This is a genomic window from Pseudonocardia yunnanensis, from assembly GCF_039534065.1.
Classification (GTDB): domain Bacteria; phylum Actinomycetota; class Actinomycetes; order Mycobacteriales; family Pseudonocardiaceae; genus Pseudonocardia; species Pseudonocardia yunnanensis.
The window spans coordinates 215,860-230,686 of record NZ_BAAAUS010000017.1; the positions used below are offsets into that span (position 1 = coordinate 215,860).

Sequence of the window (14,827 nt, forward strand, 5' to 3'; positions counted from 1 at the left end):
TGCCGGGCAGGAAGCCTTCCGGATCGTTTTCCGGGTCGCCCGGGATCGGGCCGGGTTCAGCGCGTTGCTCCAACACGACTTCTTATGGACGAGCCCATGGCTTCGCCTGGCGCATGCATCCTGATGCGCCCATGCCAGTTTCGAGAGAACCTCGTCCCGCCTGTCCGTCACACTTGAACATGTAAGCAGGTGTTGACGCTTGACAGGCCCGCAGTCGGTGGCCGAACGCCGAGCTACCTGCTGCGGCGACACGCGAGCGACCGTAGCCATATGGTGATCCGCATCACATTGTCGGCGTGACGGTTGTGGATAGAGAGCAATCGGTGAGCGGCGTTAACGATCTTGACGCCATCGGTCGAGTGGGGTCTGCCGATCCGATCCAATCCCCTCGTGCCGCCTGACACACCGTTCACCGCAGCCGTTCCGCCAACTGGGCGTGTGGACAACATTGTGGATAGTCGACGGTGTCACCTGTGGATGGCACTTGACCTGCGGAACTAGACGACTTCGGGGGATCCACCGTCCGTCCGCTTTCCGTTCCGCGGAGGTCCTGTCCGGTACTCTCAGCAAGAACGCCATTCGGATGCGCTCCCCAGTGCTCCATCCGGTCGTGGCGGTTGTGACCGAGAGGTGGGTCGGAGTCATGCGGGACGTCCGCGAGTCAGCGCTCTTCACCGAGCAATGTCAACAGCTCGGGCTTGAGGTGAAGAGGCTGGACGAGGTGCTGGAGAGCGTGGTGTGGGCCGTGGCCAACGCCGCTGAGGATCTGCAGACGGTGCCCGGCTCCCCGTTGGGCTGGATCGCTACCGATCCTTGGCCCGGGGTGCCCGAAATGATCGTCTTGTTCCGGATCGAGAGCGACGAGATCGTCGATCTGAAGTGGATCGAGGTCCTCAGGCAGGATCCCAACGATCCGACGGACGGCTGATCACCGCCCGTCGGAGTCGCGGTCGACCTGGCGACTATGCCGCGCTAGCGATGATCATTTCGACCTCGGCGATACTCTTCGGATCCCTTTCCAGGATTCCTGCGATCTCGTGACCTCGCTGAATATCGTCCGAGTTCATTGGCCTACAGCTCAGGAAAACCGTTGAGTAGGGGATGAGGGCGCCGTCGGTCGCGAATTTCCAACCTAGCTCCCGGTGCGACAGCTCCGAAGCCTCGCTGCCGTTCCGGTCCCACAATGCCTTGATCACGTCGTCGACAAGTTGCTTCTCCTCGTTGGAAAACAACGAGAGGTTCGGCGGTCGCTTCGCGACGAGCCGTTCCTGTGGGTACCCGAACCGCTCAACCACCTCGACTGCCGCATCCTCGCGTGCTAGCAGCGCGTTCCGCGCAGCAGTGATCTGGCGTGGGACAGGCCCATACGGCCGGCGCTGGTATTCCGCGCCCGTGACCGACTTTCCGAATGAACCGTACGCCGAGAAGTCGACATAGTACAGAATCTTGTTCAGCTTGGTCTTGCCGAACTTCGGGTCGCCAACAGACTCCTCTGCGATGTAGAGGAGAAGCTCTTCGAACTTCCGGCTGTCGTAGGAGATCGTGGCGGAGGTCATGGTGGCGGGTCCTTCCGGGCTCCCACCGAGCAGCGCGTCTGCGTGGCGGGGGGCGTCTACACCATCGTAGCTAGAGTTGTCAAGCTCGTCTGACACTTTGGTCCAACGTACCGTAAAGGCGAACACCGCCTGATGTCACGTGCTTGTGGCGAGCATCCATATGTAAAGCGTGAACCGGAGCCCGACCGTTACCACCGTGAAGTCATCTTCTCTGACCCTCCGGGGCGGCGGTTCAGACTGGGAGGGCGCCAGTTGCAAGCGCCGATTGGCCCGGACCGCTAGTCGGCGGATGGCTACCCGGCGCGCTCGCGAGCGCCAAGGCGCGGCACCCGCCCCCCGCTGCCACCCCGCACCCCGACCTCACGCCCATGCCGCAGCGCCCGCGCATCTCTGCTCTTACCGATCCACCGACCATCGGCAGCGGCGTCGCCCTTGCCGAAGCAAGCTGAAGTGAAGGCGGGCTCGGATCAACCATTGCAGTCCCGATTGCACTCGTAAATGGCCGCGCACAGTCATGAGACTCCTCGCTGAAGCGCGACTTGCTTGATGCAGGTTGGCTCACCTCGGCGATCAACTCGCCGACCCGAGCGCATGTCACCGAGGCGACGCCTCCAGCCGCGCGGTGCGGAGCCACGTCGGCTCAAGCCCAGACGGACTAGCACCATATCCTGCGAGCGTGTCCCAGTCGTCCGCCCAGCAGCCCCGCGTTGACTGGACCTACGAGGAGATCGTCCTCGTCTGCAACGCCGTTGTCAGCAACGGCTGGCGAGCGATCAACAACGCTGCCGACGAACGCGTCGTCGAGCTCTCGCGATTGCTCCGTCAAGGCTCGCCGGTCCACGCGGCGGCGAGCCCGAAGTTTCGGAACCCGAACGGAGTCAAGCGCAAGTCGAACGATATTGCGACTGCACACCCAGAATACAACGGTGGACAGACGAAGGGCGGCAAGACCACCGCGGATGTCGTGGATGCGTTCATCTCTCATCCAGAACGTATGCACGAGCTGGCAAACGCGTTCCGCGCTGCTATCACCGACCCCGAGCCGTTGCCGTCGCTGCCCGACGTGGATGAGGACGCGACCTTCGAGGAGGGACGCACCTTCGAGCGTCGCCATCTCGCTCGGGAGCGTAACGCCGATTCCCGACGGCGCAGGATCCAACAAGCCCGGCACGACCTCGGGTGTGTGCGATGTGAGGCATGTGGATTCGACTTCGAAGCCGCCTACGGCCACCGCGGCCGGGACTTCATCGAGTGCCACCACCGCGATCCACTCAGCGTCACCGGACCCCGTAAGACAGCGCTTCGCGATCTAGCCCTCTTGTGCTCGAACTGTCATCGCATGATCCACCGTTACCGGCCATGGCTCACCGTCGAAGAACTCGGTGCGCTTGTTAGCAACGGCGCGCTCAGGACGCGAGGTTGACAGTGCTACGCGTGTCCGCCCTCTCCTGAAATCCGCTCCGTCTCGACGTTTTCAGTGTCGATAACACCGGCTGGGTCACCTAGCACTAATTCTTCGGCGGGCGTCGCGGTGCCCGCCTGGCAACTCTCCGGCCGCGCCCTGAGTCGCTTTTCATTGAGATCTCTGATACAGCGGGCGTTGCCCCGAGAACCTCGGACGCGAACGTCAACCATGCTTGTGCATCGGCACCGTTGAGATCGTCGGTCCACATGAGAGTGCCGTTCGGGCCGCCGCCCTGATCGTGGGGAAGGATCCCGTTGTTCGCGTACCACGCCTTTTTGAGATCCCACTTCGTCGCGTAGTCCGGGAGGTCGAGCATGCCGGCGTGCTCCCAGTAGACCGTTCGGCCGTCCTGCGTCGTGATCGTGAAGTCCGGGTGAACTATGCGGCTGTCCATGCCGGTCAGCGGGGCCTCGTAGTGCCAGTGGCCGGGTGCGAGTTGATCGAGCAGGCCGGCGATAATGACTTCGTTCTTGGAGGCCATCGGGGTGCCGTTGGCCGAGACGTGCAAAAGCTTACGGTCGAAGCGGCTGGCCATGCCGCGGATCTGCAGCGTGATCGGCTCGGGTGCGTCGAACAGGTCGGTTAGCCGTCGTGCCGTCTCCGAGCGCGAGGGTTGGGCGAGGTCCCGCAGGTCGGACAGTGTGCCCTCGTGAAGGATGATGACTTTGTCCTTTTGCCTGGTCAGCGCGGTGTACATCAACTCCCTTGAAACGTTCGCGCGGGCGGGCAGGATGAGGAATGTCGTGCCGAACTCGGATCCCTGGGACTTGTGGACGGTGACTGCCCAGGCGAGCTCCAAAGGCGGGTCCTCGGAACTGGACGGCGAGTAGGTGTACTGGAATGCTGGCTGGGAGGAGAACTCGACGTTCAGCGGCAGGGTGTGCTTCGGCGCCTTTTGCGCCGGCGTGACGAAGCCGATGGCCACACCGATCTCGCCGTTCGCCACATAGTTCATGGCGCCCTGCTTGGGTCGTGCGCTGAGAGGCATGTTGACGGTCTGCATGACCTTGTCGCCTCGGACGACGAGTTCAGGCCCCATCGGTTTCGGGATGTTCCCCCTCGGCGTATTTCGCTGCGCCCACTTCGTGTCGCCCGCGCGGTAGGTGCGTTTGATGTGCCGGTTGAGCTCCACCGTGCCGAACGCGCGCGAGCGGGTGGGGGAGAGAATCTGCCAGTCCTCGGCCCGTTGGCCAGCACCGAGGTTCCAGTTGAGGTAGGTGCCGTTCATGACGCCGCCGTACGTCAGAGCGAACGCTCGCGAAGGGTCGGGATCGCCGTCGAGCGTCAGGTTGTGCCGCAACTCGTCGGTCAGGGTCTCGACGGCCGTTCGGTCGCCCCAATGGACGTAGCGCAGGGTCGGGAGATCGGGGTTCGCCGCGAGCTCGGTCCAGATCGCCTCGTCGCCCGCACCCCTGGTGCTGTCGCCGAACCACGCCGCCAGGTCGAGGTCGTATCGGGCGCCATGGGTTCCATCGGCTAGTTGACGTCGGGGCACCTGGAGCTCGACGTAGCCCGCCGCGACGCGGACCCAGTCTTGGAACGTCTTCGGGCGCACCTTGTTGACGAGGTCGACGAAGGGCCGGCCAGCCCCGATCGGCGGGAGCTGACGGGGATCGCCCACCAGGATGAGCCGCTTGACGCCCGCGAAGGAGTCGAGCGTCGCGGCCAACATCTCCTCGGTGAGCATCGATGCCTCGTCGATCACGACCAGGGCGTATGTCTGCCGCGGTTGCTGATCCCCCCAGACGAGGTACCGGTTGGTGTCGCCGTCGTACCTCTTCGTCGCGCGGAGATGCGATGCCAAGGTCTTGGCGGGCAACCCCACCCTTGTCTCCAGCTGGACCTTGGCCTTGCCTGTGGGGGCCAGGAGGAGGACGTTCCCGGCGGCGACGCCCGGGTATTCGACCAGCGCACGGAGCAGGGTCGTCTTGCCAGTCCCCGCGGGGCCGATGAGCAGTGACAGGGGTGCGTCGTGAAGGGAGGAGAGACCGGCGGCTTTCTCGGTCCGGGCGCGCTCCTCGAGCTCGTCGAGCTCGCCCGTGACCTCCTGGTTGCGGTCGAGCGCGCTGTCGAGGACCGCCCGGGCGGCCGTGACCGGCCCCAGGCTGGGCCGCCCCGCCTGGGCGTCGATCCACTCCCGAATGACCAAGGAGGTGCTCTCGAATCGGGCCAGCTTGTACGCGGGGGTCCTGTCCGCGAGCGACACGCTCGTGAGCGGCGACCACTCGTCCCATCCGCGCATGCCGGCGTGGTCGAGATCGAGGCCCGTGAGGATCATCCTGCTCAGGTTGGGTGGCTGGGCGAGCGGGACGTCGTTCGCTAGGGCGATGACCTCGCCTTCTGGAACGACGGTGTCACCCTGCCGGCCCTGCCGCTCAAGCACGTCGGCCAGAAGGGCTTCGATCCGGCGCCTGTCGAGGTGGCCTTCCAGCTTGACCTCGTCAGGCAGCGGAGGCTTCCACGTCACATACGTCGGCGGGAAGAGGGCGCGATCAACCGTGGCGAACGGTACGTGCTCCGGGACACCGTATGTGCACGTCACAGCGAGGTAGGGATTGTCCAGCAGATCCTCTGCCACCATCTCCACCTCGGTGTTGCCCTCCAGCAGCATCTGGACCTGCGCTGGGGAGATGTCGAGGCCGGAGAGCAGCCGAAGCACCGACTGGCGTGTTGGTGGAACCTTCTTCCACACCCTCACCTGCATCGGCCCGATGTGCGCCGTGATCCGGGCGGGCCCGGCTGACGGGTTGGTGAGCACCGAATCAAGCACATCCCACGGGTTGGCCTCGTCACCAGCCTCGGTCAACACCGCGCGGGCCGCGACGTACGGCTGCTGAACGCCGAGCATCGAGAGGACACCCGGCAGCCCCGGCGCGGGACCGCGCAGCTGCCAGAGCCGCTCGATGTGGGCGCGCAGCCAGTCCCGACCCGCCTCGGGAACCGTGATCCCGAGCTCGGCCATGCCCTCGGTCGCGGACTGCAGGGCGAGGAGTGCCTCGATGGCGGCGTCGTCAGACAGGTGCTCAGTGACGTACGAGAATTCGACGTCGCGCCCCTCTGGCGCCCATGCCAGCGCCTTATCGACGTCGACCCCGCCGTCCAGCAGAGGGATAAGTTCCTGGTACGGCAGCAGCACGCCGTCGGCCATGTCTGGGCGCAGCGAGTGCTCGACGATCGTCTCCCACATGGACGACCGGAAAGGCGGTTTCCCCGACTGGTTCCACATCGGCGGTGGCGTGAGCCGGGTCACGCGCGCAGCTCCGACCAGTAGACGATCCGTCCGCTGCTCCTGGAGTGGTGAGTGCTTCAGATAGACGAAGACCAGGGAGTCACCCGGCGCGACGGGTTCGAAGAACGCCGCCATGATCGCACGCTGGTTGTCGCCGTCCATCACCCATGGCGGGGCATAGTCGAGGGCCGCGTCCGCGGCGACTTCCGAATTCAAGTTGAACGACGGGACCCGGTCGTGGCCGATCTCGTGAGCGAACGACTCGCGATTCATCCAGCGGAAGGGGACAGCCTCGAAGGCGTGCCCCGGTAGCGTCACCGGCGTGTCATGGAGCTTGTCTCGGAGCGCACGATTGAGCCGGTAGGGATGCTGCTTGACCACTGTATAACCGAGCGGGGACATGAACGTCGCGCGCTCACTGAGGCACGGGAGTCGGTCGTGGTCCAGGTTATCGATGGCCGCGCCGGCTCCGGCCTCTTCGAACGGGTCATCTCGGCGCTTGCCGATCGCGGCAAGCAGGGTGCACGAGGAGTTCCCCAACGGGTCGTTGCAGATGAACTGATCCCAAGGACGGTCCCGCCACGGAACCCTCATCGAGAGGTGCTGGATACCGGCCATGTGTGGATGTTTATCACCTTGGACCGACATCGCCCGGGGCGTCATGATCGTCATGAGCATGGGCGAGGACTAGAGAGACAGAGGTAACTCCACCGCAGGTCAGACATCGCCTGTCAACGCACTGCAGATCCGTCGACGGCGGGCACCCCGTAGAGGAGGCAGCCAGACCGTGTGGTGGGGGCAAGGCAGAACGGCGTGCCTTGCCCCCACGACACCGGCCGACAGGGATGAACCCGCGCCGTGAGGAGGTCACCACCAGCACCCAGCTTGCAAGGACGAGAACGGCGCGCGCGGACTATCTACGGACGCGGACCGCGGGTGTCCGCAGCGCTTCCGCGTGTCCGCGGCTCCGCCGCAGGTCAAAGGACAGTCCACTGTAGACCTGTCGGCTTAGCCTACGAGGGCTCGAATCCTTCACCTGCCACACGCAGGCGTTCCACCGTGTCCAGTGCTGTACGGCGTCGTCGGGCTGTCATCGGATCGCTGGGCCAAATGTGTGCCAGCATGCCGCAGCGCTCTAGGTCGAGCGGCGTCGCGTCGCCCCACTCCTCGACGGCGTCCTGGCCTCTCGGGCACTCACCCCTGCGCCACGCGGGGATTCACACGGAGAGTCGGTCGCGGTAGGCGCCCTCCATCGGCGGCTCCTCGGCGGACGATGCGGTCAGGTCCTGCGGACGATGCCGGTGAATCCGGCCACGAACAGGGCGGCGAGGGCCCATGCGGCGACCTGGAGCAGCCAGGCGCTCAGGGTCAGGGCGGTGCCGGTGACGGTGCTGGTGGGCTCGCAACGGGTGGTCATGGTGCGGGGCAGGAACGGGGTACCGAGGTCGAGGCCCTTGCCGATGCGTTCGATCAAAGGGCACGGCTGCGCCTCCGCGAGGGCTGTGAACGGAGCGGGCGCAGCGGTGGCCACTTGCGGGGCAGGAGCAGCTGCGACGGGGCGGTCCGGTGTGCGAGTAAGGGCGCCGTACGCGCCGAGCACGACGGTGAGCGTCACAGACACGGCGAGGACAGCACCCAGGTACAGCAGCGCCCGCCACGGCTGATAGCCGTACCCCAGCAGAGCCCCTGTGATCCGCCCCCACCACCGGTCCGCCCGGCTCAGCCCACCGCGGGCGATCTGGTCCTCCCGCTGCGCGATCAGAATCGCCCTTACGTCGCTGTCGTGCCCCTCCGCCCGGTAGGCGGCGGCCAGCTGCTGATACGGCTGCGCCGCATACCTGGGGGTACCGCTGCGCAGCAGCTCAAGCCAGGCCTGCCGATTTCTCTCCTCTGCCAGCCGCGGGACCCCGGTATAGGTCAGCCCGCCAATCTCCCATCGGTGCCGCTCATCGGATGAGCTGAGAACGGTAGCGCCCGCCAGACTGAGCCGGCCGCCGATCCGGGCACCCTGCAGGCGGACCGCGCCTTCATCGCCGGCACCCTCGGCGGTGAAGCTCCAGTCGAGGTACACATCCTCGTCGGTCTGCAGCCCGTCGGCGCGCAGGGCCGGTCCATCGGAGTTACGCACGGTGGCGCCCCGTAGGGACAGCTGGCCGCCGATCCGCGCGCCCGGCATGCGGAGCGCGCCATCTCCGCCGGCCCCCTCGGCATCGAAACCGGTGTCGAGGAACGCATCGCCGTGGGTCTGCAGCCTGTCGGCGTATAGGGCCGGGCCAGTGGTGTTACGGATGGCGCCCCGCAGGGCGAGCTGGCCGCCGATCCGCGCACCGGGCAGGCGGACCGCGCCGTTCTCGCCAGCGCCCTCGGCAGTGAAGCCCTCGATGAAGTGCACATCGCCGTCGGTCTGCAGCCTGTCAGCGACAAAGGCCGGGCCATCAGGGTTACGGAGGGTTGCACCCTGCAGGGTGAGCTGGCCACCGATCCGCGCACCGAACAGGCAGATCGCGCCAGCCCCGGCGGCGCCCTCGGCAGTGAAGCCCTCGAAGAAGTGCACATCGCCGTCGGTCTGCAGCCTGTCGGCGTACAGGGCCGGGCCGGTGGAGTTGCGCACGGTGCCGCTCACGAAATTGAGCTGGCCGCCGATCCGCGCACCAGGAAGGCGGATAGCGCCATCCCCGCCGCTGGCCTCGGCGGTGAAACCCTCGAAGAAGTACACATCGCTACCGGTCTGCAGCCCATCGGCGTACAGGGCCGGGCCGGTGGAGTTGCGCACGGTGGCACCCTGCAGGGTGAGCTCGCCGCCGATCCGCGCGCCAGGCAGGCGGATAGCGCCATCCTCGCCGCTGCCCTCGGCGGTGAAACCCTCGAAGAAGTACACATCGCCGTCGGTCTGCAGCCTGTCGGCGTACAGGGCCGGGCCGGTGGAGTTGCGCACGGTGCCGCTCGCGAAATTGAGCTGGCCGCCGATCCGCGCACCATGCAGGCGGATAGCGCCATCCCCGCCGCTGCCCTCGGCGGTGAAACCCTCGAGGAAGCGCGCATCGCTACCGATCTGCAGCCCGTCGGCGGCCAAGGCCGGGCCTCCGGAGTTACGCACGGTGGTGGACACGAGGTTGAGCTGGCTGCCGATCTGCGCGGAGAGCAGACGGACCGCGCCATGAGCACTAGTGGCCGTGATCACCGAACCGTCAAGCTGCAGCTGGCCGTCGAGTTGCAGGGCGTCACCCAATAGAGCCGGCAGATTGGGATGGCCCACCCGGCACCGAACTAGGGCGAGGAGCGGCAGGTGGGCCTGCTCGGCGGAGACGCCGAGCTCGAGCAGACAGTCGTAGAGGCGCAGCGCCACCAGGGTGTCGACGAGGTCGAGGTCGAGTCGCCCACGGATCCGGGCGCCCCGCAGGTGTAGGCCGTGCGGATCCACGGTTTCGTCGCCAAGGCCGCGGCGCAGCAGTAGCTCGCGCAGCATCTCGGCGTCCACCTCGTGATCGGGGCCCCAACCGCGCATCACCTCGTCGCTGAGCGGGTCCCCGACGGGCGTATTCGGGATTAGGTCCAGTTCGGCGCCGGTATGCAGGGCGGCGGCCAGCCGGTTGGCGATCGACATCTGCCCGTCGGTCCTGGTCACACCAGCTGATCGCGGTGGCGGCCGCCGACGTTTCCGGCGACCTGAAGACCGCGCCCTACGGCACCCGAGCCGGCGAGGGTACGCAGGCCAGGCTCTAGCTGTATCCGGTCATGAGATTGGTTGCCGTCGGCTGATCGGTGGCTGGCCTCCGAGGGCTGAGTGGCGTCGTTCGTTGTTGTAGTGCTCGAGCCAGGGGTTGAGCGCGGCGGTGCGTTCGTACGTTGCTGGTGAAGACTCGACGGTAGGCCCGTTCGGTGAGAGCGCTCTGTAAAGCCGTCACTGACGCCCACGCCTAGCGCACCGCCGAAGTCTCAGGGCAGCGCTGGCCGCGCCTCCCCGAGCAGCGGCCCACGGAGGGCCCACAGACAGCCGCTCAGAGCCGGTAGGAACCGGACACAGCCGGACCACAGCAGAACGGCCCCTGTCCCGCGTTTCCGCAGTTCAGGGGCCGTTCGGCCTGGGTGTGGCAGGTGAAGGATTCGAACCTTCGTAGGCTAAGCCGACGGATTTACAGTCCGCTCCCTTTGGCCACTCGGGCAACCTGCCAGGTGCGCCGTGGCGCGGATGAAGGATACGACAGCGATGAACCGGGCCGAGCAGGGGCCCGGTCGCCAAGGAGGCACGTGATGGCCGACCCGTCGTTCGACGTGGTGAGCAAGGTCGACCGGCAAGAGGTCGACAACGCCCTCAACCAGGCGGCGAAGGAGCTATCGCAGCGCTTCGACTTCCGGGGGACCGGGACGTCGATCGCCTGGTCGGGCGAGGAGGCCCTGACGATCGAGTCGGAGACCGAGGAGCGGGCGATGGCGGCCGTCGAGGTCTTCAAGGAGAAGTTGATCAAGCGCAGCATCTCGCTGAAGGCGTTCGAGGCGGGCGAGCCTGCCATCTCCGGGAAGACCTACAAGATCAGCGGCAAGATCCTTCAGGGCATCGAGTCGGACAAGGCGAAGGAGATCAGCAAGGTCATCCGGGACGAGAAGCTCAAGGGCGTGCAGGCCCAGATCCAGGGCGACCAGCTGCGCGTCTCGGGCAAGAAGAAGGACGACCTCCAGGCCGTGATCGCGCTGCTCAAGAACCGGGACTTCGGGATCGCTCTGCAGTTCACCAACTACCGCTGACGCAGCAACTCCGCCCCGCACCGAGCAATGACGGGGGCGCGCACGTGCTCCTTCGAGGAGGAGCACGTGCGGCCCACACGTCAGCGGCTCACGGCTTCGGCCCCGCGTGCTGACGCCGGGTGTTCTGGAATGCCGCGATCTGCCAGGAGCCGCCGTCCTCGACGAGGACCAGCGACACCACAGACTCCCGGTCGGGAGTCAGCTCGGCGGTTCCGGCGAGCTGGACGCCGCCTCCCGCGGTGTGGACGAGCGCGACGTCGGGGCGGATGAACCGGATGTGGTGCTCCGCGGCAGCGGTTCCCGCCGCGTGGGTCATCCGCGAGGAGCGCAGCGGTCCCTCGAAGAGCCAGCGGTGGCCGTCCTCGATCGCGGTACGCCCGCGCATCATCTGCCCGTTGAACGCGACGTACGTGGCGTCGGCGGTGAACAGCGACGCGTACGCCGCGGCGTCACCGGCATTCCAGGCCGCGGCCATGCGGGCGAGCGTGTCGTCGACGAGGCCAGGGGTTGTTGCGGACATGGTGAACCCTTCTGTGGACGTGACCACGCCGCACTACGCTCACAGGTGCTATCCCGAGCCGCGCCGCGTGACCATCGGTTGCGTGCATGCGGTTCCGGTCCGGGAGCGGCGCGCCAACGCCGCCCCGGGCCGTCTTGTCGATCAGCTCAGTGGCGCCTCCGGATCAGGTCCGGCGAGAGCCGTCAGCTCCGCGACGTCCTCGGGCCAGTCGAGCTGCCCCGAATCCAGGTCGGCAACGATCGTTCCCAGCCAGTCGCGTTCGGACGCAGCGCGGGCGAGCTCGTACTCGACCTCGAGCAGAAGCATGCGCGGCACCGGCGTCTCGGCGAGGACGCGTTCCAGTTCCGTACACCGTCCGGCCAGGGCGTCGCGGCGGGCGCGGAGCGCGGCCGCCGCCTCGGTGGGCGGCAGACAGGCGACGAAGGACAGGCCCGCCACGAGCAGGGTCGCATCTGGATCCGGTGTCTCCAGCAGCCTGCGTACGCGGGCCACCAGCTCGGCCCGGCCGGCGTCCGTCAGCGCATAGACGATCCGTTCCGGCCGTGAACCGTCGCGAATCGTGTCGGCGACGACGATGTGCTCGTCGCGGAGCAGCCGCTCCACGGAGTGGTACATGCTCCGCGGCAGTCCGGTGACGAAGTCCTTGTGCGTGTCGATCATCATCCGGTGCATCTCGTAGGTGTGGCGCGGGCCGGTCATCAGCAACGCGAGCACGGTGAGACCCGGCAGGTCCCGATCCGCACGACGCAGTGCCACGTCCGCCACCCCTCTTCATGCAGATCGCACTATGGCAGATCGCCATAATCGCCACAATCCTTGCGCCTCGGCGCATCCTGGGAGATGGGGGGCGTAGTCGTGTGCTCGTCCGAGGAGGAGACGTGCGAACCACGCGTCATCCGGCATCGCCCGACGACCTGGGCGTGATCAGCGACGTACTCAGGAAGACACGTGCCGCAGCCGGCGACGCCCCTGCTGCCGCCGGCAGCGGGCAGGTGATGCTCGACCACGGCCGGGCATCGCGCACCCCGACCTTCGCGACCACCCCCTGGCGGGCCGACGACACGACCGGCGAGTGGGTGGCCGCGGCAGGCACCGGGGGCGAGGCGGTGGCGCTGTATCTGCACGGGCGGCGCTTCCGGTACGAGGAGCCTCCGGACGTGTTCGCCGCCCCGCTGTCGCACGCGCTCGGCCTGCCGGTGCTGCTCCTGCACTACCGGCTCGCGCCGGCCCACCCCTATCCGGCCGCGCTGCAGGACGTGCTGACGGCCTTTCACGCACTTCTCGGACGGCGCCCCGCCTCGCGTGTGCTGCTCGTCGGCCATTCCGCCGGGGCCACCCTCGCGTTGTCGGCGCTGACCGAACTGGCCGGCACCGGACACGCGCTGCCCACGGCCGCCGTCTGCGTCTCCCCCATCGCCGACTTCACGTTCTCCGGCGCCTCGATCACGACGAACGACGGCACCGACGTCGTCGACAGGGCGGAGTTGGACGCTGCCCGCCAGGCCTATCTCGGTGAGGCCGATCCGGCGGGGTCGCCGCAATCACCTCTCTTCGGCGATCTCGCCGGCTTTCCGCCGCTGCTTCTGTGTGCCGGCGGCAACGAACTGCTCCTCGACGACACTCTCCGCTTCGCCGAACGCGCCGACGCCGCCGGAGCGGAGGTCGACCTCGACCTCTTCGACGGGATGATCCACGGCTTCCCCGTCGTCTGCGCCAGGGCGGCAGAGACGATGTTCGACCGGATCGCCGAGTTCTGTACGTCGTGGTTGGCCGGCGGCCTCGAACGCCAGCCGCAGCCGCTGACCATCCGCCGGGTCGGCTGGGCCGGCTACCAGATCACGACGGAGCAGGGCACGCGTGTGCTGGTCGACCCGTACCAGGCCGACCCGGAGGGCATCCACAGTGGACTCCCCGAGAGCCGTGTCACGCCGGAGGAGCTGTCCGACTCCGACGTCGTCGCCGTCACCCACGCCGGTTACGACCACCGCGGCCAGGCCATCGAGATCGTCCGGAGTGGACAGGCGATCCTCGTCTGCGGTCCCGCGCTCTATCAGCACGCCCTGAGCCACGCCGTCCCGTCCAGGCGCTGCGCGCCCATGGTCTCCGGCGTCGAGTTCCACTGCCGGGACGTCACGATCAAGGCGCTGGACGCCCGCCACTCCTCGAGCATGTGCTCCGACGGCCAATTCCTCTCGGACCAGCCGATGAGCTACCTGCTGACCACCGCCGCCGGCACCCGGATCCTGTGCGGAGGCGACTTCTCGCTGTCTGCCGACCTCAAAACCTGGCGTGAGCTGTACCGGCCGCAGATCGCCGTGCTCGGCATCGGCGGCGCACGCGTCGGACCGGTCACGGTCACCGAACTGCCCCCGGCGGAGGCTGCGATCGCCGCGATGTGGCTGGGCGTGCACACCGTGATCCCGGTGCACTATCCGCCCGGCGACCCGGCCCCCGCCCAGCTCGCAGCAGACCTCGCAGGGCACGAGCAGCGGATCAAGGTCGTGACCCTGGAGTTCGGCGAGACCTGGACCTCGACGACACGATCGGCATGACTGCCGCCGCTGGCTCGTCAGCGATCAGAAACGCGTGACCAGGGCGGCGACCGCGGCGGGGTCCTCCACGTGAGCGTTGTGACCGAGTCCGGGCAGGTCGACGGCATTCGGGACGAGCTCCAGCAGGTCCTCGGAGCCGACGAGCGCGTCGTGCTGCCCCCGGGCCAGCACCACCGGCACCGGGGCCGCGGCGAGCAGGGCGGCCACTCCCGGCTCGCCGACGCCGAAGGCCCGCGGGTCGAGCGCCGGGCGCCAGCGACCGTCCTCCTCGACGACACCGGCGGCCACGGCCGGGTGATCCACGTCGACGAGGCCGTCGAGTCCGGCGACCCGCAGGTGGCGGGCCACGGCCTCATCACGCGTGTCGAAGCGGGCGGGCTCCCTGGCAGCGAGCTTCGCGGCGCGGGCGAGCTCGTCGGGCGTCCAGGCGACCTTGATCCCGAGCCCCACCACTGCGCGCACACCGGGGCGGCTCGCAAGGTGCAGGCCGACCACCCCGCCGAACGAGTGGCCGACGATCACCGTGCCGGCCGGATCGACCAGGTCGGCCACCGCCTCGGCCGTGGCGGAGAACGTGTACTGCGGCAGCGGGTACGAGCGCCCGTGGCCGGGCAGGTCGGGCGCCACCCAGGCCCGGTCGCCGAGGGCCGCGACGACCCCTTCCCACACCTCGGAGGTGGCACCCAGCCCATGGAGCAGCAGCACGACGGGCGCCTCTGCGCCGCCGCGACGCACACGCAGCGAAGTCACGCCGGCAGCATC

The 14,827-nt window shown here is 67.6% G+C and carries 10 protein-coding genes, 1 tRNA gene and 1 pseudogene; 4 read left to right on the plus strand and 8 right to left on the minus strand.

Going from position 1 to position 14,827, the window contains the following annotated elements:
- Positions 1 to 643: 643 nt before the first annotated feature.
- Entirely contained in the window at positions 644 to 928 is a 285-nt protein-coding gene (locus ABD743_RS17810) for a hypothetical protein (RefSeq protein ID WP_344723195.1), read from the plus strand.
- 34 nt (positions 929 to 962) lie between these two features.
- Here the strand turns inward: ABD743_RS17810 and ABD743_RS17815 are convergent, their stop codons facing one another.
- Positions 963 to 1,652 carry a Panacea domain-containing protein gene (locus tag ABD743_RS17815; RefSeq protein WP_344723196.1) on the minus strand — a complete coding sequence of 230 codons (690 nt, stop codon included), beginning with the start codon at positions 1,650 to 1,652 and terminating at the stop codon, positions 963 to 965.
- Positions 1,653 to 2,232: 580 nt separating this feature from the next.
- Here ABD743_RS17815 and ABD743_RS17820 point away from each other — a divergent pair.
- Entirely contained in the window at positions 2,233 to 2,979 is a 747-nt protein-coding gene (locus ABD743_RS17820; protein ID WP_344723197.1) for an HNH endonuclease, read from the plus strand.
- A gap of 85 nt (positions 2,980 to 3,064) precedes the next feature.
- On the opposite strand, the gene ABD743_RS17825 is transcribed toward ABD743_RS17820, so the two are convergent.
- From ABD743_RS17825 to ABD743_RS17840, 4 genes and pseudogenes are all read right to left on the minus strand, one after another.
- Entirely contained in the window at positions 3,065 to 6,928 is a 3,864-nt protein-coding gene (locus ABD743_RS17825; RefSeq protein WP_344723198.1) for an AAA family ATPase, read from the minus strand.
- A gap of 601 nt (positions 6,929 to 7,529) precedes the next feature.
- Positions 7,530 to 9,875 carry a hypothetical protein gene (locus tag ABD743_RS17830; protein ID WP_344723199.1) on the minus strand — a complete coding sequence of 782 codons (2,346 nt, stop codon included), beginning with the start codon at positions 9,873 to 9,875 and terminating at the stop codon, positions 7,530 to 7,532.
- A gap of 108 nt (positions 9,876 to 9,983) precedes the next feature.
- Positions 9,984 to 10,131 (minus strand): annotated as a pseudogene (locus ABD743_RS17835) (integrase core domain-containing protein); the annotation flags it as partial.
- Positions 10,132 to 10,339: 208 nt separating this feature from the next.
- Positions 10,340 to 10,421 (minus strand) — tRNA-Tyr (locus ABD743_RS17840).
- An 80-nt stretch (positions 10,422 to 10,501) separates the two neighbouring features.
- Between ABD743_RS17840 and ABD743_RS17845 the strand changes: the two genes are divergently transcribed.
- Positions 10,502 to 10,993, plus strand: a complete 492-nt coding sequence (locus tag ABD743_RS17845; RefSeq protein ID WP_344723200.1) for a YajQ family cyclic di-GMP-binding protein — start codon at positions 10,502 to 10,504, stop codon at positions 10,991 to 10,993.
- A gap of 88 nt (positions 10,994 to 11,081) precedes the next feature.
- On the opposite strand, the gene ABD743_RS17850 is transcribed toward ABD743_RS17845, so the two are convergent.
- A complete protein-coding gene (locus ABD743_RS17850) occupies positions 11,082 to 11,513 on the minus strand; it encodes an SgcJ/EcaC family oxidoreductase (RefSeq protein WP_344723201.1) in 432 nt (143 codons plus the stop codon).
- 141 nt (positions 11,514 to 11,654) lie between these two features.
- A complete protein-coding gene (locus ABD743_RS17855) occupies positions 11,655 to 12,269 on the minus strand; it encodes a PadR family transcriptional regulator (RefSeq protein ID WP_344723202.1) in 615 nt (204 codons plus the stop codon).
- A 122-nt stretch (positions 12,270 to 12,391) separates the two neighbouring features.
- On the opposite strand from ABD743_RS17855, the gene ABD743_RS17860 reads away from it, so the two are divergent.
- Entirely contained in the window at positions 12,392 to 14,065 is a 1,674-nt protein-coding gene (locus tag ABD743_RS17860) for an alpha/beta hydrolase fold domain-containing protein (RefSeq protein ID WP_344723203.1), read from the plus strand.
- Between the two features lie 24 nt (positions 14,066 to 14,089).
- On the opposite strand, the gene ABD743_RS17865 is transcribed toward ABD743_RS17860, so the two are convergent.
- Positions 14,090 to 14,815 (minus strand): alpha/beta fold hydrolase, encoded by a 726-nt coding sequence (locus ABD743_RS17865; RefSeq protein ID WP_344723204.1) that lies wholly within the window; start codon positions 14,813 to 14,815, stop codon positions 14,090 to 14,092.
- Between the last annotated feature and the right edge of the window lie 12 nt (positions 14,816 to 14,827).